General features: G+C 56.1%; 24 protein-coding genes and 1 other annotated feature. Of the genes, 9 read left to right on the top strand and 15 right to left on the bottom strand.

The features are described from left to right. Window positions 1-6 precede the first annotated feature (6 nt). The 12 genes from SCU88_RS10255 to SCU88_RS10200 all read right to left on the bottom strand — a co-directional run bounded on the left by SCU88_RS10255 (window position 7) and on the right by SCU88_RS10200 (window position 13,625). Window positions 7-4,191, bottom strand: a complete 4,185-nt coding sequence (locus tag SCU88_RS10255; RefSeq protein WP_431810125.1) for an HNH/endonuclease VII fold putative polymorphic toxin — start codon at window positions 4,189-4,191, stop codon at window positions 7-9. 11 nt (window positions 4,192-4,202) lie between these two features. Further along, window positions 4,203-4,646 carry a DcrB-related protein gene (locus SCU88_RS10250; RefSeq protein ID WP_138097222.1) on the bottom strand — a complete coding sequence of 148 codons (444 nt, stop codon included), beginning with the start codon at window positions 4,644-4,646 and terminating at the stop codon, window positions 4,203-4,205. A gap of 277 nt (window positions 4,647-4,923) precedes the next feature. Beyond that, complete coding sequence (ihfA, locus tag SCU88_RS10245; RefSeq protein ID WP_138097221.1) at window positions 4,924-5,223, bottom strand: integration host factor subunit alpha; 300 nt, start codon at window positions 5,221-5,223, stop codon at window positions 4,924-4,926. Window positions 5,224-5,227: 4 nt separating this feature from the next. Beyond that, window positions 5,228-7,615: a phenylalanine--tRNA ligase subunit beta gene (gene pheT / locus SCU88_RS10240; protein ID WP_175339940.1), complete on the bottom strand. Its 2,388-nt coding sequence runs from the start codon at window positions 7,613-7,615 to the stop codon at window positions 5,228-5,230. A 14-nt stretch (window positions 7,616-7,629) separates the two neighbouring features. Beyond that, window positions 7,630-8,613, bottom strand: a complete 984-nt coding sequence (gene pheS, locus SCU88_RS10235) for a phenylalanine--tRNA ligase subunit alpha (RefSeq protein WP_175339939.1) — start codon at window positions 8,611-8,613, stop codon at window positions 7,630-7,632. Window positions 8,614-8,674: 61 nt separating this feature from the next. Further along, window positions 8,675-8,799 (bottom strand) — a sequence feature (Phe leader region). Continuing rightward, the gene (gene pheM / locus SCU88_RS10230; protein ID WP_106120997.1) at window positions 8,750-8,794 is read right to left on the bottom strand and encodes a pheST operon leader peptide PheM; all 45 of its coding nucleotides are present in this window, start codon (window positions 8,792-8,794) and stop codon (window positions 8,750-8,752) included. (Overlaps the previous feature by 45 nt.) 120 nt (window positions 8,800-8,919) lie before the next feature. Next, complete coding sequence (rplT, locus tag SCU88_RS10225) at window positions 8,920-9,276, bottom strand: 50S ribosomal protein L20 (RefSeq protein WP_000124850.1); 357 nt, start codon at window positions 9,274-9,276, stop codon at window positions 8,920-8,922. 48 nt (window positions 9,277-9,324) lie between these two features. After that, window positions 9,325-9,522, bottom strand: coding sequence for a 50S ribosomal protein L35 (rpmI, locus tag SCU88_RS10220; RefSeq protein WP_001124225.1), 198 nt, complete (start codon window positions 9,520-9,522; stop codon window positions 9,325-9,327). A gap of 99 nt (window positions 9,523-9,621) precedes the next feature. Then, window positions 9,622-10,161: a translation initiation factor IF-3 gene (gene infC / locus SCU88_RS10215; protein ID WP_138097218.1), complete on the bottom strand. Its 540-nt coding sequence runs from the start codon at window positions 10,159-10,161 to the stop codon at window positions 9,622-9,624. Window positions 10,162-10,164: 3 nt separating this feature from the next. After that, window positions 10,165-12,093 carry a threonine--tRNA ligase gene (gene thrS, locus SCU88_RS10210; RefSeq protein WP_175339938.1) on the bottom strand — a complete coding sequence of 643 codons (1,929 nt, stop codon included), beginning with the start codon at window positions 12,091-12,093 and terminating at the stop codon, window positions 10,165-10,167. A gap of 362 nt (window positions 12,094-12,455) precedes the next feature. Further along, the gene (locus tag SCU88_RS10205; RefSeq protein ID WP_138097216.1) at window positions 12,456-12,680 is read right to left on the bottom strand and encodes a hypothetical protein; all 225 of its coding nucleotides are present in this window, start codon (window positions 12,678-12,680) and stop codon (window positions 12,456-12,458) included. A gap of 255 nt (window positions 12,681-12,935) precedes the next feature. Further along, entirely contained in the window at window positions 12,936-13,625 is a 690-nt protein-coding gene (locus SCU88_RS10200; RefSeq protein WP_241666648.1) for a DUF481 domain-containing protein, read from the bottom strand. Window positions 13,626-14,150: 525 nt separating this feature from the next. Here SCU88_RS10200 and ghoS point away from each other — a divergent pair. Further along, entirely contained in the window at window positions 14,151-14,447 is a 297-nt protein-coding gene (gene ghoS, locus SCU88_RS10195) for a type V toxin-antitoxin system endoribonuclease antitoxin GhoS (protein WP_175339937.1), read from the top strand. A gap of 108 nt (window positions 14,448-14,555) precedes the next feature. Next, window positions 14,556-15,416 (top strand): fructosamine kinase family protein, encoded by an 861-nt coding sequence (locus SCU88_RS10190; protein WP_175339936.1) that lies wholly within the window; start codon window positions 14,556-14,558, stop codon window positions 15,414-15,416. Between the two features lie 58 nt (window positions 15,417-15,474). Here SCU88_RS10190 and SCU88_RS10185 read toward each other — a convergent pair whose 3' ends face one another. Continuing rightward, entirely contained in the window at window positions 15,475-16,011 is a 537-nt protein-coding gene (locus tag SCU88_RS10185) for a YniB family protein (RefSeq protein WP_138097212.1), read from the bottom strand. 170 nt (window positions 16,012-16,181) lie between these two features. Here SCU88_RS10185 and hxpB point away from each other — a divergent pair, with 170 nt between their 5' ends. The 4 genes from hxpB to SCU88_RS10165 all read left to right on the top strand — a co-directional run bounded on the left by hxpB (window position 16,182) and on the right by SCU88_RS10165 (window position 19,981). Next, a complete protein-coding gene (hxpB, locus tag SCU88_RS10180; RefSeq protein WP_175339935.1) occupies window positions 16,182-16,850 on the top strand; it encodes a hexitol phosphatase HxpB in 669 nt (222 codons plus the stop codon). 137 nt (window positions 16,851-16,987) lie between these two features. Further along, window positions 16,988-17,749 carry a 2-dehydro-3-deoxy-D-gluconate 5-dehydrogenase KduD gene (gene kduD / locus SCU88_RS10175; protein WP_175339934.1) on the top strand — a complete coding sequence of 254 codons (762 nt, stop codon included), beginning with the start codon at window positions 16,988-16,990 and terminating at the stop codon, window positions 17,747-17,749. Between the two features lie 108 nt (window positions 17,750-17,857). Beyond that, entirely contained in the window at window positions 17,858-18,448 is a 591-nt protein-coding gene (locus SCU88_RS10170) for a metal-dependent hydrolase (RefSeq protein ID WP_138097209.1), read from the top strand. Between the two features lie 141 nt (window positions 18,449-18,589). After that, window positions 18,590-19,981, top strand: a complete 1,392-nt coding sequence (locus tag SCU88_RS10165) for an L-cystine transporter (protein WP_138097208.1) — start codon at window positions 18,590-18,592, stop codon at window positions 19,979-19,981. A 51-nt stretch (window positions 19,982-20,032) separates the two neighbouring features. Here SCU88_RS10165 and cedA read toward each other — a convergent pair whose 3' ends face one another. Continuing rightward, window positions 20,033-20,263 carry a cell division activator CedA gene (gene cedA, locus SCU88_RS10160; RefSeq protein ID WP_138097207.1) on the bottom strand — a complete coding sequence of 77 codons (231 nt, stop codon included), beginning with the start codon at window positions 20,261-20,263 and terminating at the stop codon, window positions 20,033-20,035. A gap of 221 nt (window positions 20,264-20,484) precedes the next feature. Next, window positions 20,485-20,832, bottom strand: coding sequence for an osmotically-inducible lipoprotein OsmE (gene osmE / locus SCU88_RS10155; RefSeq protein WP_138097206.1), 348 nt, complete (start codon window positions 20,830-20,832; stop codon window positions 20,485-20,487). A gap of 254 nt (window positions 20,833-21,086) precedes the next feature. On the opposite strand from osmE, the gene nadE reads away from it, so the two are divergent. From nadE to SCU88_RS10140, 3 genes are all read left to right on the top strand, one after another. Continuing rightward, the gene (gene nadE / locus SCU88_RS10150; RefSeq protein WP_138097205.1) at window positions 21,087-21,914 is read left to right on the top strand and encodes an ammonia-dependent NAD(+) synthetase; all 828 of its coding nucleotides are present in this window, start codon (window positions 21,087-21,089) and stop codon (window positions 21,912-21,914) included. 87 nt (window positions 21,915-22,001) lie between these two features. After that, window positions 22,002-22,889 carry an aromatic amino acid DMT transporter YddG gene (gene yddG, locus SCU88_RS10145; RefSeq protein WP_175339933.1) on the top strand — a complete coding sequence of 296 codons (888 nt, stop codon included), beginning with the start codon at window positions 22,002-22,004 and terminating at the stop codon, window positions 22,887-22,889. A gap of 326 nt (window positions 22,890-23,215) precedes the next feature. Continuing rightward, window positions 23,216-24,649, top strand: coding sequence for an amidohydrolase family protein (locus SCU88_RS10140; protein WP_175339932.1), 1,434 nt, complete (start codon window positions 23,216-23,218; stop codon window positions 24,647-24,649). Window positions 24,650-24,659: the final 10 nt, after the last annotated feature.

The raw sequence follows: 24,659 nt of genomic DNA, 5'->3' as shown, positions 1-24,659 counted from the left end.
CCATTTTTAGAAATTATAATGACCGTGCGTTCCCGGCACACTACCGGTATTTATATTTTCAGGCGGCCTAATATTAAAATGAGGCTCAAACCCATGGCCGATGGTCGCCTTAGCATGCCCCAAACTATGCTCCTGGATAAAAACAGTCTTGCCATTTTCATCAGTAAATTCATACTGTCTAGTTTTTACTGGTAGCCCCTTATCATCTAATATTTTCTTACCACTGCCATCTAATAAATCAGGCCTTGTAATCGCACTTGGTTGTTGTCTCATAGGTATTCCTGCATCACGCTTAGCCTGCCTAAATGCATCTCTTCGACTCGTACCTTCATACGTTGTTTTCTTATTTGGACTACACGCAGCCAACCCCAACGGATCCACCCACCCCAGCGGATTCGGCGCATACTGGTACAGGTTCAGCCCGCCCTGCAGCCCTATCGGATCCTGAGTGGTAAAGCGTCCCACGCCCGGGTCGTAGTAGCGGAACAGGTTGTAGTGCAGACCCGTTTCGCTATCAGCGTACTGCCCGGCATAGCGCAGCGGCTGGTTGATGGTCGGTTTGCCCTGCCGCAGCGCCCAGCTTTCCGCCGTCTGGTGGCTGACTTCGCCAAAGCTGCCGTACTGGCCGCTCCAGCGCACGGCGCCATCAGCGTCGGTGACTTCCAGCGGCGCGCCGTTAAGATCGGCAGTAAACCAGTAGCATTCCCCGTCCTGTGCCTGAGCAGGGTGATCGACCCGCGCCAGCGGACTCCAGGTTTCGTTCGGATCGTACAGATAAGTGGCGCATCGCTCCCCTTCCCGGCTTTGTAGCAGACGCCAGCCTTCCCACAGGAAACGGGTTTCCACCGTGCCGCGTTGGGTGGTAACCGCTTTCGCAATACGGCGCCCCAGGGCATCGTAGCGGTAACGGGCAGTGAATTTTCCTTCCGGCCCGGTGCCGCTGGCAGAAATCAGTCGGTTATCGGCATCGTAGCTATAGTGCTGCTGATGCAGACCGTGACGACGCTGAATCAGATTGCCGCGCGCGTCATAACGAAAGAACAGGTTTTGCCACTGGCCCAGCCGGTTATTGCTTACCGGCTGCGGCGGCATCATGGCGTCACGCTCCAGCAGATTGTCAGCGTCGTCATAGCTAAATTTCAACACCGTCAGCCCCTGACGCGGCTCGTTATGTTTCAGCAGCCGCCCTTCGGCATCGTACCCGAAATGGAGTTCGCCGCGTAGCCGGTCGCTGACGCTTGTCAGCTCGCCGCGGCCGCTGTAACGGTACAGACGCTCCAGTAGCTGCTGTTCCGGCAGTGTGACTTCTCCGGTGAGCTGACTACGCTGGCTGGTCCTGCGCCCAAGGGCATCGTAGCCGCGGGTCTGCAATCGGGCGCCCTGGCTGCGGCTCAGTTCACGGTGCAGACGGTCACGGGTAAATTCACTGACCAGCCGCTGGCCAAATTTAACCGCGCTGACGTGGCCGGAGCCATAGCGCAGCCAGCTTAGCTGCTGACCTTCCGGCAAGGTCAGGACGCTGAGGTTGCCAAGCACGTCATAGTCGTAACCCAGCGCCCCTCCGGCACCCGCCTCTTCGCACAGGTTCCCCGCTTTATCATAACGTAGCGTCACGCTATCGAACTCAATGCCCAGCGCCGCACCGGCATCAGTGGGGCGTCGCTCTACCCCAATCAACCGGCCAAGCTCGTCACGGGTGTAGTGGAATCCGGCATGATCGTGAGCGCGCCAGATCAGTTGACCCGCAGCATCATGACGATAGAGATGCACCTCTACCGGCTGTTCGCCGTCGGCGTCCGGCTGGCCGCCATGGCGCACCATGCTGAGCCAGCCTGCTTCGTCGTAGCTGAACTGGCGCGAGGTTTCATCCGGGCGGATCTCACGCTGGGGGCGCCCCAGCGGATCGTATTCAAAGCGGTAGTCGGCACCGTTGCCATTTTCCAGGCGAATCAGGTTACCGCGTGGATCGTAATGCCAGCGTCGGGTGCGGTTCAGGCGATCGGTCATACTGACCGGCTGCCCCAGCGCGTTCCAGCGCAGCCGGACTTCGCTTTCCAGCGCATCGCGCCAGCGCTCTATCTGACCGTGGGCGTTCCAGCGCAGAGTTTCACGGCTACCGTCCGGCAGTTCGATGGCGACTAACTGCCCGGCAGCGTTCCATTCGCGGCGGGTGGTGTTGCCTTCGGCATCGGTGGAGGACAGTAGCTGCCCAAAGCGGTCATAGTCGAAGGTGGTCACGCTGCCGGAACAGTCGGTACGTTGGGTAACCAGCCCCTGGCGATTCCAGCGAAGCTGCACTTCGCCGCCAAGCGGGTCGGTGATACGTTCAGGCAGGCTGGTCTCAGCATTCGGATAGTGATAACGGGTGATCGCGCCTGCGGCATCAGTTTCGCTGATCAGCCGCAGCCGTTCGTCCCACTGCGCACTTTCGCTGGCGCCGTCCGGCCCGGTAATGCGTGCCATCCGGTCGCTCTGGCGGTGCCATTGATACAGGGTGGTATGCTCCAGCTCGTCGGTTTCACTGAGCATACGGCCGTAGTCATCCCACTGGCTTTTACGCATGGCGCCGCCGGGCAGCAGTACCGCGTTCAGTTCCCCCTGTTCATACAGCAGGTGGGTCTGACGCCCGTCAAAGTCGGTATAGCAGGCGACGTTATCATCGTCGTCCACCAGCCAGGCCGCGCGCGCGCCGTCTTCACGCTCCACGCTGCGCACCCCGGTTTCAAAGTTGTAGCTAAAGTTCAGGCGTTCACCGGCGCTGTTGCTGTAAACCACCACCCGGGGCAGAGAGTCTATCTCCTGCCACTGGTAGTCGCTGCGCAGGCCGTTGCCGTCTTCGTGGCTGATCATCAGCCCGTCGGCCCAACCAAAGCGGCGGAGCACGCTACCGCCGCGGCCCGTTACCGTGATGAGTTGCCCTTCGCCGTCATAATCATAGCCTGCCAGACAAATTTCATCGTCCAGCCAGGCGCCGCTCAGACGTCCGTCGCGATAGCGGCAAATCACCCGCTGCCCGGCGCTGTCGGTCAGAGCCTGTAGGCGTCCGTCGTCGCGCCATTCAAAATCGGTGCGATTACCGCAGGGATCGGCGATATGGGTCAGCGTAGCGCGCCCTTCGCCAGAAAGGGCCGAATAGTGCCAGACTTCACCGCTGATGTCATACACCGTCCAGTGGCCGTCCCGGTGGTGCTCCAGCCAGCGTTTTTCCGGCTGGCACCAGGTCCGATGCCCCTTTTCCACCAGCGGAAACGAAATATAGTCACCTTCTGGCGAACGCCAGACCAGCCCCTCTTCATGGCGTTCGAGCGACGTTTCCCAGAACAGATTCCAGCCGCGGCCCAGTACGCTGTCGCCGGGATTACCGCTGCGCCAGTAGCGCTGCCAGCGTACCGGCAGCGCGGAAGGCAGCACGAAATCGAGCTCATCGTCGTCGCTCAGGAATTTTTGCCCGGAGATAATCTCTACCGGACGCGCGACAATCCCCACCGCCGTGGCGCCAATCAGCAGCGAGCTACCGCGGCAGAGAATGCGCGACAGCTTGCCGATGCCCGGCATTTTCTGGATAAGCTTCGCCAGCTTACCGGCGGCGGCACCCGCACCGCCAAAGCCTGCCAGACTGGCGAAAAACAGCGTCAGATCGGAGGCTTTATACCAGTTTTCAGAGACCTCCGGGGTAATGGGCAGCGTGGTGACCGCTTCCCCGCCGATAATGACATTCGCAGAGCCTTCCATTACCTGCGCGTCGCAGTTGGTTTTATCCCCCTTACGGGAAGCAGGCATATCGTTAATGATCACCTTCGAGGAGCCCTGCGCCATCTGCATACTGGGGCCATCGCGCCCGCAGGCCACCATGCTGGTCGTGGCGATGGCGGCAGGTTTATCGTTGATGAAGACGTCGCGGGCGCCGGTGACGATCGGCCCTTCCGGACTGAGACTGTCGGCACCGGACTGGGCCATACTGTCACGAGCCGAGGTGCCCAGTTCAAGCGACGCCCACCCCACCAGCAGAGCAGCCCCAACCAGCAGAAGGCCCACGCCAAGGCAGGAGGCCCCCATTCCGGCTATCAGCAGCGCCCGGGACGCGAACCCTCCTGCCGCGGCAAGTAACCCGCCAACGATAGTGCCGCCGATCAAGCCGGCCAGGGCATGGGAGTGTCCGATTTGATCGTCGACGCGCGCCGCTTCAAACATTCAGGGGATCCTTACTTCTGTGGGTGTGAGTGAAAACTGGCGAGCAGCTCGCTGAAGGCTTTTTCATCCTGAGCGCTCAGTTCGGTATTTTTCGAGAGCGTAAAGACCAGCACCTTATCGGGCCCGGTTAAAAATACCGCCTGACGCTGCCAGATTCGCTCGGCGCCGCGCAGATAGCTGGCGTGCAGGCATTCTCCCTGCGGCCCATCATGGCCCAGCCTGACCGCTTCACGCGCCAGGGTTTTCCAGCCTTTAAGATGCGTCTTCATCAGCCCAAGCTGGCGTTCGATATAGTCAGCCAGTGCCTCGTTGGGTTCCGGAGTATCGCGTGAGATATTGAATGCCGCATCACCCGCCGCGGGCGGAGGAAAGATGTTGACCGTGCGATCCTGGTAGCCTTCAGGAAGCGCCACGCTCCCTTCGCTGAACAGGCAGCGCGCTGTTTCTGAAGTCATAAGGTATGGCTGTCCCTGTTAGTTATGAACAAGGGCATCAGATTGCCACAAACTTTTAACATTTTCTACTGCGGGCTGATGGTGCGGGGCCTGACGGGAAAACGGGGGGGTAAAAAACAGCAAATGCGCCATACAGCGGGCGCATGAATCCGGCAGCATCGGAACAGGTCCGGTGAGCTGAAAGCGAGAACAGCCCCGCCGCCGCGTACCGATGCCAGAGCACCCGTACGCGGCGCAGGAAAAAGGCCGCAGTGCGGCCTTTTTAGTCAGGACTGAGTTAGTCGTTTTTCGGCGTTGCGTTCTCGACGCGACTCTTAAGCTTCTGCCCGGGGCGGAAGGTCACCACACGGCGTGCCGTAATGGGGATATCTTCACCGGTTTTCGGATTACGTCCGGGCCGTTGGTTCTTGTCGCGCAAGTCAAAATTACCAAAGCCAGAGAGCTTCACCTGCTCACCGTTCTCCAGTGCGCGGCGGATCTCTTCGAAAAACAGCTCCACCAGCTCTTTGGCATCCCGTTTGCTAAGCCCAAGCTTATCAAACAGATACTCTGACATTTCAGCTTTTGTAAGCGCCATAGGTTCAATCCCTCAATGATGCCTGGAATCGCTCTTTTAATGCCGCTACGCATTTAGCTACGGTGGCGGCAATCTCCTCTTCCTCGAGTGTACGGGTGGTATCCTGAAGGATCAGGCTAATGGCCAGGCTCTTATCACCTTCGGCTACGCCCTTACCGCGGTACACGTCAAACAAGTTTACGCCAACTACCTGATTTACGCCAACTTTCTTACACTCATTGAGAACATCTGCTGCGGGGACGCTTTCAGACACCACAACGGCGATGTCACGACGGTTCGCCGGGAAGCGCGAAACCTCCTGCGCCTGCGGTATGCGACGGTTTGCGATCCGCTCCTGAAGCAGCTCAAACACCAGCGTGCGGCCGTTCAGATCCAGCTTACGTTCCAGCTCCGGGTGGACAACGCCAATGAAACCAATGCGTTCGCCTTTTAAATAAATGGCAGCACTTTGGCCAGGATGCAAGGCCGGATTAGCTTCTGCGCGGAATTCAATTTCAGACAAATCTCCGGTAAGTTCCAGAACCGACTCCAGATCGCCTTTCAAATCGTAGAAATCAACGCTGCCTTTCGCCAGGTCCCAGTGCTCTTCATAGCGGTTACCGCAGATAACGCCAGCCAGCATAAGATCCTGACGAATCCCCAGGTCTGCCTGAGTATCAGGCACAAAGCGCAGGCCGCTTTCAAACAGACGCACCCGGCTCTGCTGACGATTCTGGTTATACACCACCGCACCCAGCAGGCCGGTCCACAGCGACAGGCGCATCACCGACATTTCGCTGGAGATCGGGCTCGGTAGCATCAGCGCCTCTTCGCCCGGATGCAGCAACTGCTGAATTTTCGGGTCGACGAAGCTGTAGGTGATAACTTCCTGGTAGCCTTTGTCTACCAACATCCCTTTCATACGCTTCAGGGAAAGATCGGCCTCACGATGATTGCCCATCACGAGGGAAGCCTGGACCGGCCTGTCAGGAATATTGTTGTAGCCATAGATACGGGCCACCTCTTCCACCAGATCCTCTTCGATTGAAATATCGAAACGCCAGGACGGCGCTACCGCGTACCACTCCCCTTCGCCTTCGGTTACCTCACAGCCAAGATGACGCAGGATATCGCCAACCTGAGCGTCAGGAATCGGGTGACCGATCAGGCGATCCAGCTTACTGCGACGCAGGCAGATAGTGGACGGCTTCGGCAGATGCGCTTCATGGGTCACGTCGATAATCGGGCCCGCTTCACCGCCGCAGATATCCGTCAGCAGACGGGTGGCGCGCTCCATGGCTTTATACTGCAGCTGGTAGTCCACGCCGCGCTCATAGCGGTGCGAAGCATCGGTGTGCAGACCGTGACGGCGAGCGCGGCCGGTAATCGCCAGCGGATTGAAGAAGGCGCTCTCCAGCAGCACGTTACGGGTTTCGCCATTCACACCAGAGTGTTCACCACCGAAGATACCGCCCATAGCCAGGGCCTGTTGGTGGTCGGCAATCACCAGAGTGTCAGCACTGAGCTGAACTTCGTTACCATCCAGCAGGGTCAGTTTCTCGCCCTCTTTCGCCATACGCACCACAATACCGCCTTCGATCCTGTCTTTATCGAATGCATGCATCGGCTGGCCCAGTTCGAGCAGCACGTAGTTGGTCACGTCCACGACCGCATCAATGGAACGAATGCCGCAGCGGCGCAGCTTCTCTTTCATCCACATCGGGGTCGGCGCGGTCACGTCGATACCTTTGACTACCCGGCCAAGATAACGCGGGCAGGCTTCGGCGGCATCTACCTGAATCGGCAGAGTCTCATCGGTGGCGGCCGCGACGGGGGCGATTTCCGGCTCGACCAGCGGCTGCTGATTCAGCACCGCCACATCGCGCGCCACGCCCATAATGCCAAGGCAGTCAGCGCGGTTTGGGGTCACGCTGATTTCGATGGTGGTGTCGTTCAGCTTCAGATAGTCGCGGATATCGGTGCCGATGGGAGCATCGGCCGGCAGTTCGATAATGCCGCTGTGATCGTCGGAGATCCCCAGTTCGGAGAAGGAGCAGAGCATCCCTTCTGAAGGCTCGCCGCGCAGCTTCGCCGCTTTGATTTTAAAGTTACCCGGCAGTACCGCGCCCACGGTCGCCACCGCCACCTTCAGGCCTTTGCGGCAGTTAGGGGCGCCGCAGACGATATCAAGCAGACGATCGCCGCCCACGTTCACCTTAGTGACCCGCAGCTTGTCAGCGTTAGGATGCTGTGCGCACTCCATCACTTCACCGACTACCACACCGGTAAATTCGCCCGCCACCGGCTCTACGCCGTCCACTTCCAGACCGGCCATGGTGATCTGTCCGGCCAGCTGTTCGCTGTCCAGAGCCGGGTTCACCCATTCGCGTAACCAGAGTTCACTGAATTTCATTAGCCAGTCCCGCCTTATTTAAACTGTTTGAGGAAACGTAAGTCATTTTCGAAGAAGGCGCGCAGATCGGTGACGCCGTAGCGCAGCATGGTCAGACGTTCCATCCCCATGCCGAAGGCAAAGCCGGAATAGACTTCAGGATCGATCCCCACGTTGCGCAGTACATTAGGATGCACCATACCGCAGCCCAACACTTCCAGCCATTTGCCGTTTTTACCCATCACATCCACTTCGGCGGAAGGCTCAGTAAACGGGAAGTAGGAAGGACGGAAACGCACCTGCAGATCTTCTTCAAAGAAGTTGCGCAGGAAGTCGTGCAGCGTCCCTTTCAGGTTGGTGAAGTTGATATCTTTATCGACGATCAGCCCTTCCATCTGATGGAACATCGGGGTGTGGGTCTGGTCGTAATCGTTACGATAGACGCGGCCGGGAGCGATAATGCGGATCGGCGGCTGCTGTTGCTTCATGGTGCGGATCTGCACTCCGGAAGTCTGAGTACGCAGCAGGCGAGTGGCGTCGAACCAGAAGGTATCATGGTCGGCACGCGCCGGGTGGTGACCCGGAATATTCAGGGCATCGAAGTTGTGGTAGTCATCTTCAATCTCCGGGCCGGTCGCCACGGTAAAGCCCAGTTCGCCAAAAAAGTGTTCAATCCTGTCAATGGTACGGGTCACCGGATGCAGGCCGCCGTTCTCAATGCGGCGCCCCGGCAGGGAAACATCGATGGTTTCCGCCGCCAGACGGGCATTCAGCAACGCACTTTCGAGCGTCTCTTTGCGGGCATTCAGCGCCTGCTGGACCTGCTCTTTGGCCTGGTTGATCACCGCACCGGCCGCCGGACGGTCAGCAGGCGGCAGGTCACGCAGGGTGGTCATCTGAAGGGTCAACTGCCCTTTCTTCCCCAGGTATTCAACGCGAACGTTATCTAACGCCGCAATGTCCTGGGCCTCGTTTATGGCCGCCTTCGCATTGGCAACCAGCTCTGCGAGATGTGACATGGTTTTCCTCTTATGCCGGCGGAGCCCGCCGGAGTCATGGGTCTGAGTGCGAATAATCTGTAAAAAAAAAGCCTCCATTCAGGAGGCCTTTTAGCGTACTTTCCGTTTCTTTTCTTACGCGTAAAGCCCCCCTGAGTCAGGCGCTAAAGTAAAAAAAGAAGCGGAAAATAGCAGCGTTCATGCTTGCAGTTACCTTGTCATAAACTGTCTTACCGCGCCTATTGAACGGCTTGCGGTATGAAATGTCAATGAATTGATTCGCTTAGAGACGAAAAGAGGGAGACAGGCTCCCTCATCTCACTGGACTTATGCCAGCGCTGCTTTCGCTTTTTCGACCAGGGCGGTGAAAGCCACTTTGTCGAATACGGCGATGTCAGCCAGGATCTTACGGTCGATCTCAACAGACGCCTTCTTCAGGCCGTTGATGAACTTGCTGTAAGAAATACCGTTCTGACGGGCTGCAGCGTTGATACGTGCAATCCACAGCTGGCGGAACTGACGCTTACGCTGACGACGGTCGCGGTAAGCATACTGACCAGCCTTGATAACAGCCTGGAAGGCAACGCGGTATACACGAGAACGTGCACCGTAGTAGCCTTTGGCCTGCTTCAAGATTTTTTTATGACGTGCACGTGCAATCACACCACGTTTTACGCGAGCCATGTGCTCTCTCCTGTATCTATATTCTTAAAAAAGTTAAACGTTAACGGCTTATGCGTACGGCAGGCACGCGATTACCAGACCCAGATCGCCTTTGGAAACCATGGCTTTCGGGCGCAGGTGACGTTTACGCTTGGTCGCTTTTTTGGTCAGAATATGACGCAGGTTAGCGTGCTTGTGCTTAAAACCACCTTTACCGGTTTTTTTGAAGCGCTTAGCAGCACCGCGTACGGTTTTGATTTTTGGCATCTTATTGACTTCCACTTCGCATTGTTAATAAACGAAATACAGGCGAACTAATCCTGCGAAACCCGAAGGTTTCACAGGATTAAATTACTTGAAGGCCCGTTATTTCTTCCTGGGGGCGAGCACCATGATCATCTGGCGGCCTTCGATCTTCGATGGGAAGGACTCAACGACTGCCAGTTCACTCAGATCTTCTTTCACGCGATTAAGCACTTCAATACCGATCTGTTGGTGGGCCATTTCACGCCCGCGGAAACGCAGGGTGATTTTGGCCTTATCGCCATCTTCGAGAAAGCGAGTCAGGCTGCGGAGTTTTACCTGATAATCGCCTTCATCAGTACCAGGGCGGAATTTGACTTCCTTCACCTGGATGACTTTCTGCTTTTTCTTCTGTTCTTTAGAAGACTTGCTCTTTTCATAGAGGAACTTGCCGTAGTCCATAATACGGCATACGGGCGGTTCGGCGTTAGGGCTGATCTCAACCAGATCTACCCCGGCTTCTTCAGCCTGTTCAAGAGCTTCTCTGAGGCTGACAATACCTATCTGCTCGCCTTCCAGACCTGTTAAGCGAACCTCTTGAGCGCGGATTTCGCCATTGATGCGATTCGGACGCGCGGTTTGAACTCGTTTTCCGCCTTTAATACCTTATTCCTCCAGTTGATGAAGACTGCGGCTGCGAATCTCTTGCTGCAGCTTTTCTATTACGTCGTTCACAATCAGGCTACCGAGGTCTTTACCCCGGCGGGTACGCACCGCTACTTTGCCAGCCTCGACTTCTTTGTCACCGCAGACCAGCATGTAAGGAACACGACGCAATGTATGCTCGCGGATTTTAAAGCCTATCTTCTCGTTTCTCAAGTCCGCTTTTACACGGATGCCCGCATTCTGCAATTTACGGGTCAATTCATTCACATATTCGGACTGCGCATCGGTGATATTCATCACCACAACCTGCACCGGCGCCAGCCATGTCGGGAAGAAACCAGCGAACTCTTCGGTCAGGATACCAATGAAGCGCTCCATAGAGCCCAGGATGGCGCGGTGAATCATCACCGGTACCTGACGCTCGTTGTTTTCGCCGATGTAAGAGGCGCTCAGGCGCGACGGCAGCGAGAAGTCGAGCTGCACGGTACCGCACTGCCAGGCGCGATCCAGGCAATCATAGAGCGTAAATTCGATCTTCGGCCCGTAGAAGGCGCCCTCGCCCGGCTGGTATTCGAACGGAATATTGTTCTCTTCCAGCGCCACTGCCAGATCCGCTTCGGCGCGATCCCACATTTCGTCGGTACCGATACGCTTCTCGGGGCGGGTGGACAGTTTCACCACGATCTTTTCAAAACCGAAGGTGCTGTACATATCGTAGACCATACGAATGCAGCTGTTCACTTCATCGCGCACCTGATCTTCAGTACAGAAGACGTGCGCATCGTCCTGGGTGAAGCCGCGCACGCGCATCAGGCCATGCAGCGCGCCCGAAGGTTCGTTACGGTGGCAGCTACCGAATTCCGCCATACGCAGCGGCAGATCGCGATAGGACTTCAGCCCCTGGTTGAAGATCTGCACGTGGCCCGGGCAGTTCATCGGCTTGATGCAGTATTCACGGTTCTCGGACGAGGTGGTGAACATGGCATCTTTGTAGTTGTCCCAGTGACCGGTTTTTTCCCACAGGACGCGGTCCATCATAAAGGGACCCTTCACTTCCTGATACTGGTACTCTTTCAGTTTGGTGCGGACAAAGGTTTCCAGTTCGCGGAAGATGGTCCAGCCGTCGTTGTGCCAGAACACCATACCCGGTGCCTCTTCCTGCATATGATAGAGGTCAAGCTGCTTACCAATCTTACGATGGTCACGCTTTGCGGCCTCTTCCAGACGCTGCAGGTAGGATTTCAACTGTTTCTTGTCCGCCCATGCGGTGCCGTAAATGCGCTGCAACATCTTATTGTTGCTGTCGCCGCGCCAGTACGCCCCTGCGGTTTTCATCAGTTTAAAGTGATGGCAGAAGCGCATATTGGGCACGTGGGGCCCACGGCACATATCTACGTACTCTTCATGATGATAAAGACCCGGCTTATCATCATGGCTGATGTTCTCGTCAAGAATGGCAACCTTATAGCTTTCACCGCGCTCAACAAAAGTGCGGCGCGCCTCTTCCCAGCTCACCTTGTTCTTAACGACGTCGTAATTGGTCTCTGCCAGCTCGTGCATACGCTTTTCGAGCTTGTCGAGATCTTCCTGGGTCAGAGTGTGATCGAGCTCCACATCATAGTAGAAACCATTGTCGATCACCGGGCCGATAGCCATTTTGGTTTTTGGCCACAGTTGCTTGATGGCATGACCAAGCAGGTGCGCGCAGGAGTGGCGGATAATCTCCAGACCCTCTTCATCCTTCGCGGTGATGATCGCAAGTTTTGCGTCCTTCTCAATAGGATCGCAGGCGTCTACCAACTGGCCGTCTACGCGACCGGCAATGCAGGCTTTAGCCAGTCCAGGACCGATATCCTGCGCCACATCCATTACGCTGACCGCATGGTCATAGGCGCGCTGGCTACCATCAGGAAGAGTAATAACAGGCATTCATAAATCCTTATTTGCAGTGGTGAGCCACACGCAAGCTCACATACAAAGTTTGCTGAAACGAAAAACGCCGCGCATCCGTCTCGCCAACTATTGCGAGGACGGCCTGGCGGCCGAATTACCCGCGCCCCCGAATTCCCCGGGCCGGCGCGTCATCGATAGTAACACTTCTGAGCGCGGCTGTCGCGCCAGCTCACTAAAATGGGGATGAAAAAGAATAGCTAAATGAAGGTGATGGCCGGCTGTTTTACACGACTCAATAAAAAAACCGGACGCAGTACAGGCCCGGTTTTATTTATCGATGATAAGATTATTATTAATTCGCCGATACTGCAAAACTCGTGAATCGCCAATAACCATGGTTATGACCAGTCGCCAGCGACCAGGGTATGGACATCAAATGCCTGATCCATTGTCTGACCGGTAGATAACGCGCCGGGCATAATATTTGAGCCCGCTTCAACGTCACTTGCGCGCTGGGCGGTCAGGGTCTGATCGGCTACTGGCTGTGCAGGCTGCGCGGCAAACGCCCCAAAGGAAAGGGCCGAAAGTACGATTGCCGTTGCGGTTGTCTTAATCATTTTCATATGCTTTTTCTCTTATTCTTTGGTATCAAACAAAATAACTGGCCTCGGTTTCAATACTAGATCCAGATCACACTTTTGACCAGTCAAATTATTTGCTTGTTGACATCAAATTTATTGACCCTGAAGTCTGACAGACAATTAAGGAGGAAGAATGAAGGGATACCGCGGAATATAAGTTCGGGCAGTGAAAGATCGCACATTAAATTAAAAAACGCCATTTTTGTAAAAACGGGCCGGGGGTCCCCCGGCCTGTAATTACAGCTTATACCCTAACGAAATAGAGGTGCGGGTATCGGTATGTTCCGGCGCGCTGGACGGCGGATCTGAGTTCCAGGTAACGTTATAGGCCAGCTTCAACCCAAAGTGCTCGTTAATCGCCACATTCAGGGCGGTTTCCGAGTTAACAGTGGTGTCCTCGCTCCCCAGAACCGAGACTCCCTGAGTAAAGGTGGCGGTGTCTGTCATCTTCCACGCCCAGGTGCCGGATGCATAGCCCAGCGGCTGGGTTTTATCGCCACCGTCGGTGTACTCGTCGTAACGTACCCCAGGGCCGACTTCCAGCCGCAGCTTATGCGTCGGTCCATTCAGCAGTTGGCGCCCGTAACCGGTCGCCAGGACATCTCGCTGGCGATAGCCGTTATAGCGGTCTGACAGCCAGCTTGCCTGGCCAAACAGGTAATCATGAGAGCTCAGGTTATAGCGACTACGCCCGCCCAGCGAATACTTTTCGGACGAACGCTCATCGTTAGAGGAGGTGTTGCTGGCATTGCCCCACAGCGACCAGGCGGTACTGGTCTGATACCAGGTCAGGGTCGAGTCGGCCGTCAGCGATGAGTTGCGGCTGTTACCAGACTGGGCCAGGTAGCCCGCATTTACATTGCCTTCGAAAGGTTTCGTCGCACTGGCCGGATCGTCCATCACGGTAAACACCGAGTCGTCGGCCATCACCAGCGACGGAAAGATAAAACTCCCCGTCAGCGCCAGCGCGACAGGAGTACGCGTTAATAAATTCATTATATCCGAATATCCATACAACAAAGAAAAACCCAAATAGCGCTAAAGTAACCTGCGAATCATACGCCGAATTTATCAGAACAAAAGCCCGTCAAAGGTTACTAATTATAAAAAATGAGCGCTGACAGCGTAATAAATAACCATTTAATTTAATGAATAAGAGGCCTCTTAAAAGGCATTTAAATTCAGATAGATAGAGTCTTCACATTTTGCAGGGTAACGCCAGGATTATCCCTGATTTTAATATGACAATCTTTTTTAACGCTGCTAATCTTTTAGGGTTAAACGGAATAACCGCAGCGGCAATAAGATAAATATATAGGTTGACTTTCGCGCCCATCGGGATAGCGCCAGCCGGTTATCAAACGTTAATCGCTGATCCCTTATTGCGAGGAATCGGGAGCTTCCCGGGGAATCAGCTATGCTGAAAGCTCTTATACTTCAGAGAGGTGAACCATGAGCGGCGACATTAACCGCTATATTGTAACCATCAGCCACCAGGTCAGCGGCCTGACGCCGGTCAATGAGCTCAATAATGAGATGACCCGCGCAGGCTTTTCTCTCACGATCTCTGACGAAGAGGGCAAACTTCACGAGACTGGCCCGGGCAGTTGGGGCATGACCACTCCACTATCGCCTGAAGAGGTCACGGAGCTGGCCCGGGGCTTAAGCAAGCTGGCACTCGGCGAAGAGCCGGAGATCGAACTCGTCACGCTGGAATCATGGTTACAGGCACGCGAGCATCCCGAATAACGTAACGACAACTTCCGTCCGGGGTTGTGCAGCAGGTCTGGTTTTTAACCCCGGTATCAGCGCTAAGCTAATGATTGATCTGGAGCATCAGGCAACGGGGGACCGTCTATGTGGCAAGCTATCAGCCGTCTGTTAAGCGAGCAGTTTGGTGAGGGAGAGATTGAACAGCGCGCGGAACTTCCGGGTGGAGAAGTCCATTCCGCCTGGCGCATCCGTTTTGCCGGCCATGATATCTTCGTGAAAAGCGACCGGCGCGATATGCTGCCCTGCTTTACCGCGGAGTCGGATCAGCTGGCGTTACTGGCGCGCAGCGGCACAGTCAAAGTGCCGAAAGTACGCGGCGTGGCCAGTACTCGCGACTACAGTTTCCTGCTGCTGGACTATCTGGCGCCGCGTCCGCTGGATGCGCACAACGCCTTCCTGCTGGGTCAGCAGCTGGCCCATCTGCACCAGTGGAGCGATCAGCCTCAGTTCGGCCTCGATTTTGACAATCATCTTTCCACCACGCCGCAGCCCAACCAGTGGCAGCGGCGCTGGGCCACCTTTTTCGCCGAGCAACGCATCGGTTGGCAGCTGGAGCTGGCAGCCGAAAAAGGGCTGGAATTTGGCGATATCGATAAGATTGTCGAGGCGGTACAGCGGCGGCTGGTTAACCATCAGCCCCAGCCTTCTCTGCTGCACGGCGATCTGTGGTCGGGAAACTGCGCGCTGGGACCGGACGGCCCCTTCCTGTTTGATCCCGCCTGTTACTGGGGCGACAGAGAGTGCGATCTGGCCATGTTGCCGCTACACAGCGAACAGCCGCCGCAAATCTACGACGGTTATCAATCCGTCTCCCCCCTGCCCGTCGATTTCCTGGATCGCCAGCCGGTCTACCAACTCTATACCCTGCTGAACCGGGCTAACCTTTTTGGCGGTAAACACCTTACAGAAGCCCAGCGCACTCTGGAGCTGGTACTGGCGGTCTGATACCCTCCACAACCCCAAAAAACGCCCCGTGGGGCGTTTTTTGGGGCGCGGAAAAGCGCTACAGAAAGCCGAGCAGTTTAAAGAAGAAGTAGCCCAGTACAATCAGGATAATCGGCAGAATATACAGCGGGAAGAACTGCAGAAAAATGGTGTGGCGCGGCACCACCACCCGGGCGTCAAGCTGCGCGCGGCTCAACCCTTCGTCACCCTTTGCCTGTTCCAGTATGAGCTGGTCTTCCACCCCTTCACGCAGAAAGCGCGCCTGGCGCGCCATACGGGCACCGCTGGCCTGCAGCGCCATGCCAACAAAAATCAGCGCATAGATAATCCAGAATCCCGGATTCATTTGCTGATGAAAGTCGGGTAGCGGCGAGTTGTGCCAGAAAAAGTTCAGAAACGGCGTATTAAAGCGCACCATATCGATCATCACATGCGCAAAATCCATCATCACCGCATCAATGCCCGGTCGCTTCTCGCTGTGCTCATACATAAACTTAAGCAGCGATATCACGGTAGATACCAGCGCCGGAATAAAAATCACCCAACCGGCGACGCGTTTTAACAGCGCAACGCGCCCAGCTTGTTGATACGTCATCCTCTCCCCTTGTGCTTATGAGGCTATCCTGAATCCTGATTCTAACCCGTCCGCCGGTTTTTCGCCTGATTTTTGCCGTGAGTTCGGGTAAATCACTGGTAAGCCCCGCCGTTCCAGGCTATTGATATGCAGAACTTTCGTTATATTTGCCGTTAACAGGAGTGGTAACCATGCCGAACCAACGTCGGGTACTCGCCGCAATTTTTGATATGGATGGATTGCTGATCGATTCCGAGCCGCTATGGGATCGGGCCGAACTGGAAGTCATGGCCGGGTTGGGCGTTGATATTACCAGGCGCGGCGAGCTGCCGGATATTCTGGGACTACGCATCGATATGGTGGTGGATCTCTGGTACGCCCAACAGCCCTGGCAGGGCATCTCTAAAGCACAAGCCACCGCGCAGATCATCGAGCGCGCTATCGCACTGGTCGAAGAAGAACGCCCCCTGCTGCCCGGCGCACGCGAAGCCGTGGCGCAGTGTAGAGCGATGGGGCTAAAAGTAGGGCTCGCCTCAGCCTCGCCAATGCGCATGCTGGAGCGGGTATTAGCCATGTTCGAACTGCGCGATCAGTTTGATGCCCTGGCCTCCGCCGAAGGGCTACCGTTTAGTAAACCTCATCCCCAGGTTTATCTGGATGCCGCCAGTAAGCTGGATGTGGCGCCAGTTAACTGCGTATCGCTGGAAGATTCGGTCAATGGGATGATCGCCTGTAAAGCGGCGCGTATGCGTTCAATCGTGGTACCGGCCATTGAAAATCGCGGCGACCCACGCTGGGCGCTGGCCGACGTGCGCCTGGAGTCGCTTAACGCCCTGGCTCCCCACCATCTTCGCCCCTGATAGCCCACCGGGTGTGGGAAACGCCCGGTTGCATAATTTTTGAAACATAATTTCATTTTATTTGTTATTTCCCTTTCCCACGCCTATGATTGATCCCATCAGAGCAGAACCAAATCCATGCCAGACAGGAGCAATCTATGATTCTCGATGCATTTTCTCTTCAGGGCAAAGTGGCGATCGTCACCGGCGGCGACACCGGGTTAGGCCAGGGAATGACCCTGGCACTGGCAGAAGCTGGCTGTGACATCGTGGGCGTCAGCCGTAAAGATCCCATTGAGACACGTGAGAAAGTGACCGCGCTGGGCCGTAAATTTATGGCTATTCAGGCCGACCTTAGCACCACCGATGCCATTGAGGATATCGTCAGCCGCACCGTCACAGAGATGGGTCACATCGATATTCTGGTCAATAACGCCGGAACCATCCGCCGCGCCGACTCGCTGGAATTCAGTGAAAAGGCGTGGGACGAGGTGATGAACCTGAACCTGAAATCGCTATTCTTCCTTTCCCAGGCCGTGGCCCGCCAGTTTATCCGCCAGGGGAGTGGCGGCAAGATTATCAATATCGCCTCCATGCTGTCGTACCAGGGCGGCATCAGGGTTCCCTCTTATACCGCATCGAAAAGCGGCGTTCTGGGGCTGACCCGACTGCTGGCTAACGAGTGGGCGCCTCACGGTATTAACGTTAACGGCATCGCGCCTGGCTATATGGCCACCGACAATACCCAGGCGCTGCGCGATGATGAAAACCGCAGCCAGGAGATTCTGGAGCGTATTCCGGCCGGTCGCTGGGGCACGCCGGAGGATCTGCGCGGCCCGGCTGTATTTCTGGCCTCTTCGGCTTCTGACTATGTCAACGGCTTCACGCTGGCGGTCGATGGCGGATGGCTCGCCCGTTAATCCCTGTTACTACAGTGACGTTGTGATAAAGTGTTACAACGTCACCACTTCCTTCTACTGTATAAAAACCCTATACTGGATGAATTGACAGTTACCCCAGGTTTTATCATGACGGCGGAAGGCCACCTCCTCTTTTCCATCGCCTGCGCAGTATTTGCAAAAAATGTGGAGCTGACGCCGGTCCTGGCCCAGGGTGACTGGTGGCATATTGTGCCCGCTGCGGTGCTGAGCTGTCTGATGCCGGATATCGACCACCCTAAATCCTTCCTGGGGCAACGCATTCCCTGGGTGTCGCGTCCGGTGGCCAGAGCCTTTGGTCACCGGGGATTCACCCACAGCCTGCTGGCGGTTTTCGCGGCGCTGACGCTGTTCTATCTGAAGGTGCCTGAAAGCTGGGTGATTCCCGCCGACGCCATTCAGGGTATGGTGCTGGGCTATCTGAGCCATATTCTGGCCGATATGCTGACCCCGGCTGGCGTACCGCTGCTCTGGCCCTGCCGCTGGCGTTTCCGTCTGCCCATCGTCCGGCCGCAAAAAGGCAATCAACTGGAGCGTGCGCTGTGCATTCTGTTTTTCTGCTATGCGCTGTGGCTGCCCCAGTCGGCTCCGGATAATGAAGCGGTACGCTGGTCATCCTGGGTCATTTCCAGTCTGCAGACAGGCTTCGACCGTTTTATTAATCACCAGATGGGCCAATAACCCCGCACGTTATTCCATTTAAGAATATTCAATTCCTTTTGGGTATAATCTCCCGTTTTTTAGTGCTGTTACACTTGGCGCCATACCTATAAGGCCGCGCAGTTATACGCGGTCATAGACAAAACTCAGGAGTAAACGGGGATGAACTTTCCACTTATAGCGAACGTTGTGGTGTTCGCTATTCTGCTGCTGGCGCTGGCGCAAACGCGGCACCGTCAGTGGAGTCTGGCGAAAAAAGTGCTGGTCGGTCTGGTTCTGGGCGTGCTGTTTGGCCTGGGCCTGCATCTGGTCTACGGTGCCGACAACCCGGTAATGAAGCAGTCGATTGAGTGGTTTAATGTGGTCGGTAATGGCTATGTCAAACTGTTGCAGATGATCGTCATGCCGCTGGTCTTTGCCTGTATCCTCAGTGCCGTGGCCCGCCTGCATAATGCCTCTTCGCTGGGCAAAATTAGCGTACTGACCATCGGCCTGCTGCTGCTGACCACCCTGATCGCCGCCCTGGTCGGTGTGCTGGTCACCAATCTGTTCGGTTTGAGTGCCGAAGGGCTGGTTCAGGGCAGCGCTGAAACCGCACGCCTGAACGCTATCCAGAGCAACTATGCCGGTAAGGTCGCCGACCTGTCGGTACCGGAACTGCTGCTGTCGTTCGTACCGAAAAATCCGTTCGCCGATATGACCGGCGCCAGCCCCACGTCAATTATTAGCGTGGTGATTTTCGCCGCCTTCCTGGGCGTGGCCGCGCTGAAGCTGCTGAAAGATGACGCCCCTAAAGGCGAGCGGGTATTGATCGCCATCGATACTCTGCAAAGCTGGGTAATGAAGCTGGTACGCCTGGTGATGCAGCTGACGCCTTACGGCGTGCTGGCCCTGATGACCAAAGTCGTCGCCAGCTCTAATCTGAATGACATCGTGAAACTGGGTAGCTTCGTGGTGGCTTCCTATCTGGGCCTGGCCATTATGTTTGTGGTGCACGCTCTGCTGCTGTCGCTGGCTGGCGTCAGCCCGCTGCGCTTCTTCCGCAAGGTGTGGCCGGTACTGACCTTCGCCTTTACCAGCCGCTCCAGCGCCGCCAGCATTCCGCTGAGCGTTGAAGCACAGACTCAGCGTCTGGGCATTCCGGAATCTATTGCCAGCTTTGCCGCTTCCTTTGGGGCAACCATTGGTCAGAACGGCTGCGCCGGACTTTACCCGGCGATGCTGGCGGTCATGGTCGCGCCGACCGTGGGGATTAATCCGTTGGATCCGATGTGGATTGCCACCCTGGTGGGTATTGTTACCGTCAGCTCCGCCGGTGTGGCGGGCGTGGGCGGCGGCGCGACCTTCGCCGCGCTTATCGTCCTGCCAGCCATGGGGCTTCCGGTGACCCTTGTGGCCCTACTGATCTCGGTAGAGCCGCTGATTGATATGGGTCGTACCGCCCTGAACGTGAATGGCTCTATGACGGCAGGCACCATCACCAGCCAGCTACTGCGTCAGACCGATAAAGCAGTGCTTAACAGCGACGAGGAAGCCGAACTGGCTCACCGCTAACCTCCTCCGCGCTAAATAAAAAACCCGGTACTTTTTCAGTACCGGGTTTTTTTATACCTCCTCCTGACGCAGCTGGTCGGCCCAGCGCTGCGCCGCCTGAGGCATATCAAATGCAGGGGAACGCCGAAAGGCATTCTCCACCAGCACAAACGCCACATACTTGCCACGCAGCACCCAGACATCGCGATACTCTTCAAGACGTCTGGCATGTTCCGGCGGCGCCGGCTCATGCCTGGGGGTGTAGCTAATAACCGGGCGATTCTGATGACGAAGAGGTTTCATAAGCGCTGTTTAATCGATCCGTTACGAAAACTGGCAAACCGTTATGATAGCGGATTTGTCGCGGCCGCGTCGCGCATCCCGTGCGCGACGCGGCTGTCCGGTGAGTGTTCCGGGAAAACGGGGCGAGGCCGACGCAAAACCTCGCGGTGGCCTGGAACACCCCTTTTATCCATAAAAAAACCGCCGTTTACCGGCGGTTTTGAGGATCCGTCAGGATGCAATTACAGCACTTTTTTCTGCGGAGACTGCGGATCGGTATCGTATTCGGCACAGGTCTGATAGCCGGAGTTAATCACGTGGCCGGTCTCATTCAACGCCACAAAGTAGGTTTCGATCTTGTTGCCGCGCTGGCCCAGGATATAGGTCTGGCAGGTACCTTTGGCGTGAACCATAGAGACCTCAGAAGAGGGCTGACCTGCTATCTGGCGAACCTGCTCGCGGGTCATCCCCTTTTTCACATCCTTAACCACCGGCTGAGTAAACTGATCGGCGGTACGATCATAAGCCGTACAACCTGCCAGCATGGTTAAAACAGCTGCTGCGCCTAAAAATCCTGTGAACTTGTTCATTTTTCATCCTCTGTTTTATCTCGGCGAGTCCAATAATCCTGGAATATAAAACAATTTTTTTCAAGTTGTTAACAGGCGACGCGCACTTTAAGAAAACTCTAAATAGAAATGCAACCCACTGATCTGCCGAAAAACGCGCCATTTACCCGCCCCCTCGCCCCCCCTCTCTTGTCGTTTGGCGTCCAACGGGTTAGTTTAAAGCAGCATTTTTTTGCATCCGCCGTCGCGGATGATTCATTTTTATGGAGGGGGAGATGGGCCTACAGCAAGAGATTATTAAGGCACTTGGCGTAAAACCGGTAATCGACGCCAGGCAGGAAATTCGCCGCAGCGTCGATTTTCTGAAGTCTTATCTGCAGCGCTATCCGTTTCTGAAAACCCTGGTTCTCGGTATCAGCGGCGGGCAGGATTCCACCCTGACCGGCAAGCTGTGCCAGACCGCCATCAGCGAACTGCGTAAGGAAACCGGCAACGACGAATACCAGTTTATCGCCGTACGTCTGCCGTTTGGCACCCAGGCCGATGAACAGGACTGCCAGGACGCCATCACCTTTATCCAACCGGATCGGGTACTGACCGTCAATATTAAGGCCGCGGTACTGGCCAGCGAGCAGACGCTGCGCGAGGCAGGTATCGAACTAAGCGACTTCGTGCGCGGTAACGAGAAAGCCCGCGAGCGCATGAAAGCCCAGTACAGTATTGCCGGCATGACCCACGGCGTGGTCGTCGGTACCGATCACGCCGCCGAAGCGGTAACGGGCTTCTTCACCAAATACGGCGACGGCGGCACCGACATTAACCCGCTGTTCCGTCTGAATAAACGCCAGGGCAAGCTGCTGCTTAAAACCCTGGGCTGCCCGGAACATCTGTATCTGAAATCCCCAACCGCGGATCTGGAAGACTCCCGTCCCGCCCTGCCAGATGAAATCGCCCTGGGCGTTACCTACGATCAGATCGACGACTATCTGGAAGGGAAAACGGTCGGCTCTGAAGCGGCACAGATTATTGAGAACTGGTATCAGAAAACCGAACATAAGCGTCGCCCGCCCATTACCGTCTTTGACGACTTCTGGCACCGATAACTTTCAGCGCCCGCCATTCGTGCGGGCGCCCTTCCTCACCCCTTTTTCTGGATTAATGACAGGCGCCATGATGGCGAATTTTTGACAATGGACGTAATCACCCGGCGCGCGACCCTGTTTGGGCTACTCGCTATACTGCTGTGGAGCACCTCGGTCGGACTGCTGCGCAGCATCAGTGAACACTTTGGTCCTGGCGGCGGCGCGGCACTCATCTACACCCTGAGCGCATGTCTGCTGTGTCTGACCCAGGGACTGCCCCGCCCGACGGCGCTGACGCGCCGCTATCTGCTCATCGGCGGGGGACTGTTTGTCTTCTACGAAATCGCCCTGGCGCTGGCGATCGGTCTGGCCCATACCCGAACTCAGGCGCTGGAGCTTGGAATGATCAACTACCTGTGGCCGGGACTGACGGTGGCCCTGGCGCTGCTGCTTAACGGCCAGCGCGCGTCGTGGTGGCTGTGGCCCGGACTGCTGCTGGCGGTAGCCGGTGTGGGGCGGGTGATGAGCGGCGATGGCGCCTGGAGCCCGGTGCCGCTGTGGCGAAACGTGCAGGACAATCCGCTGGCCTATGGCCTGGCCTTTAGCGCCGCCGCCGTCTGGGCACTGTACTGTAACCTCACCCGCCGCTGGGGCGGCGGCAAAAGCGGCGTGCCGCTGTTTTTCTGCGCTACCGCGCTGATTCTGTGGATAAAATACAGTCTGGGCGACGAGCCGCCGCTGCGTTTTGCGCTTTCCCCGGTGCTGCAACTGCTGTTTATGGGCGGCTCTACGGCGCTGGCCTACGCCGCATGGAACTTCGGGATCCAACGCGGCAATATGACGCTGCTGGCTACCGCCTCTTACTTTACCCCGGTACTTTCCGCGCTGATCGCCAGCCTGTGGCTGGGTCTGATGCCCGGCTGGCCTTTCTGGCAGGGGGTGATGATGGTGGTAGGCGGTTCGCTGCTGTGCTGGCTGGCGATCCGTCGCTATTAATAATAATAATGACAATGACAAAATGGCCCGGCACCTTCCTTCCGGGCCATTGCCATCATCCCCAATTTTTTTACGCCTTTAACTAAAATACTTTATTTATACATTCATATTAGTATTAAAAATAATGCGTTTAAGTATGAACCTATACAATATAAATTACATTTAATTGTGTGGTAAACATCACTAAAAAAAGCCTACCAATCTCGCCACATAATCATTATTTTAAATCACCATATTCTCAACACTCAATATTCCCCAGTCATATTTCGCCTGGGAATTATTTCTTACTGTCATTTTAATACCGGCCCGTGCCAGGGATAATAACTATGTACGACTTAATCGTTAAAGATGCGCTGTTAGTATTAACAGAGGGCACTTTTCACACCGATATCGCCGTCGATAAGGGGAGCGTCGCTGCATTACTGACCCCAGGCTCGACGGCGCCAGCCCGGCGGATCATCGACGCCCGCCACCATAAGGTGTTACCCGGCTTGATCGATGCCCATATGCATGTGCAGGCGCCTTTTCAGGGCATCACCGGCAGACTCTCTTTTTATCAACAAAGCCTCTGCGCCGCTTTTGGTGGCGTAACCACCCTGTTCGATTTTACCAATACCCGACGACAACAATCGGTATTGCAGGCACTACATGAAAGGCGGGAAGAAATGGCGGAGTGCGCGGTGGATTACGCCGTACACGGTAAATTTATCGAGGCATCTGCCCGCCATTGTGCAGAAATTCCCGCGCTTATTCGCGCCGGCTGTCCAACGTTTAAGTTATTTATGACCTATAGCAGGGAAGGCGTCATGGCCAACGACGCGACGCTGGTCCGAATTTTCACTTTGGCCCGCCAGCACCCCATTTTGCCGATGGTCCATGCCGAGTCCGATGCGCTCGTCGAGCATTTTTACCAACATAAGGTTGCAGCGGGACAGCTCACATGGCGCGACTTCGCCGAACATAAACCGAAGCTTTGTGAAAGCGAAGCCTTCCAGCGCGCCGTATCGCTGGCTACCGGGCTGGGGAGCCCGCTATTGATCGTGCACACCACCCACGGCGAGTGTCTTGATATCGCCGCACGGGCGCAGCGCCGCGGTTTTCCCATTTATGTCGAGACCTGCCCCCACTATCTGACCCGGTTTGACGATCTGTATCAGGATCCCGCAAATGGCCATCTCGCTATTTGTTCTCCTCCACTGCGACGACCTGAGGATGCGGCGGCGTTATGGCAGGGGATCCAGCAGCGGGTCATCTCCGTCACCGGTTCAGATGACTGCGCATTTAGCCGCGAAGAGAAAGAGCGCCAGCTACAGCGCGATGCCCGGGGCAATTTGATTCAGGACTTTCGTCTGGTCGTCAACGGCGTGGCAGGAATGGAAACTCGTCTGCCCATTCTGTTAACCGAAGGCGTTGCTGCCGGACGCATCACCCTTAACCAACTGGTGGCTATCACCAGCACCAACGTCGCCCGACTGATGGGCTGCTACCCGCGGAAGGGTACCCTACTCCCCGGCAGCGATGCCGATATGGTGATTCTTGACGATAGCGAACACTGGACTCTGCGTCAGCAGGATCTGCATAACGGCTGTGATTACAGCCTGTATGAAGGGTTCCAGGCGACAGGCAGGGTTATCGCCACCCTGTTACGTGGTGAAACCATCGTTCATCGGGGCCAGTTTCTTGGCAACCACGGGCAGGGCCAGTACCTGCACCGCAGCCTTGATACCGCGATCATTCGCCACTTTTACCCTTTTGCCTGATCGGGCGCCG

Source organism: Jejuibacter sp. L23 (assembly GCF_050815825.1).
Lineage (GTDB): Bacteria > Pseudomonadota > Gammaproteobacteria > Enterobacterales > Enterobacteriaceae > Jejubacter > Jejubacter calystegiae.
The sequence above is the reverse complement of the archived record's forward strand: the minus strand, read 5'-3'. Positions and strand labels throughout refer to the sequence as shown.

Coding starts and splice junctions, on each gene's coding strand:
- SCU88_RS10255 (WP_431810125.1), bottom strand. CDS start 4,191: ATGTTTGAAGCGGCGCGCGTCGACGATCAAATCGGACACTCCCATGCC.
- SCU88_RS10250 (WP_138097222.1), bottom strand. CDS start 4,646: ATGACTTCAGAAACAGCGCGCTGCCTGTTCAGCGAAGGGAGCGTGGCG.
- ihfA (WP_138097221.1), bottom strand. CDS start 5,223: ATGGCGCTTACAAAAGCTGAAATGTCAGAGTATCTGTTTGATAAGCTT.
- pheT (WP_175339940.1), bottom strand. CDS start 7,615: ATGAAATTCAGTGAACTCTGGTTACGCGAATGGGTGAACCCGGCTCTG.
- pheS (WP_175339939.1), bottom strand. CDS start 8,613: ATGTCACATCTCGCAGAGCTGGTTGCCAATGCGAAGGCGGCCATAAAC.
- rplT (WP_000124850.1), bottom strand. CDS start 9,276: ATGGCTCGCGTAAAACGTGGTGTGATTGCACGTGCACGTCATAAAAAA.
- rpmI (WP_001124225.1), bottom strand. CDS start 9,522: ATGCCAAAAATCAAAACCGTACGCGGTGCTGCTAAGCGCTTCAAAAAA.
- thrS (WP_175339938.1), bottom strand. CDS start 12,093: ATGCCTGTTATTACTCTTCCTGATGGTAGCCAGCGCGCCTATGACCAT.
- SCU88_RS10205 (WP_138097216.1), bottom strand. CDS start 12,680: ATGAAAATGATTAAGACAACCGCAACGGCAATCGTACTTTCGGCCCTT.
- SCU88_RS10200 (WP_241666648.1), bottom strand. CDS start 13,625: ATGGCCGACGACTCGGTGTTTACCGTGATGGACGATCCGGCCAGTGCG.
- ghoS (WP_175339937.1), top strand. CDS start 14,151: ATGAGCGGCGACATTAACCGCTATATTGTAACCATCAGCCACCAGGTC.
- SCU88_RS10190 (WP_175339936.1), top strand. CDS start 14,556: ATGTGGCAAGCTATCAGCCGTCTGTTAAGCGAGCAGTTTGGTGAGGGA.
- SCU88_RS10185 (WP_138097212.1), bottom strand. CDS start 16,011: ATGACGTATCAACAAGCTGGGCGCGTTGCGCTGTTAAAACGCGTCGCC.
- hxpB (WP_175339935.1), top strand. CDS start 16,182: ATGCCGAACCAACGTCGGGTACTCGCCGCAATTTTTGATATGGATGGA.
- kduD (WP_175339934.1), top strand. CDS start 16,988: ATGATTCTCGATGCATTTTCTCTTCAGGGCAAAGTGGCGATCGTCACC.
- SCU88_RS10170 (WP_138097209.1), top strand. CDS start 17,858: ATGACGGCGGAAGGCCACCTCCTCTTTTCCATCGCCTGCGCAGTATTT.
- SCU88_RS10165 (WP_138097208.1), top strand. CDS start 18,590: ATGAACTTTCCACTTATAGCGAACGTTGTGGTGTTCGCTATTCTGCTG.
- cedA (WP_138097207.1), bottom strand. CDS start 20,263: ATGAAACCTCTTCGTCATCAGAATCGCCCGGTTATTAGCTACACCCCC.
- osmE (WP_138097206.1), bottom strand. CDS start 20,832: ATGAACAAGTTCACAGGATTTTTAGGCGCAGCAGCTGTTTTAACCATG.
- nadE (WP_138097205.1), top strand. CDS start 21,087: ATGGGCCTACAGCAAGAGATTATTAAGGCACTTGGCGTAAAACCGGTA.
- yddG (WP_175339933.1), top strand. CDS start 22,002: ATGGACGTAATCACCCGGCGCGCGACCCTGTTTGGGCTACTCGCTATA.
- SCU88_RS10140 (WP_175339932.1), top strand. CDS start 23,216: ATGTACGACTTAATCGTTAAAGATGCGCTGTTAGTATTAACAGAGGGC.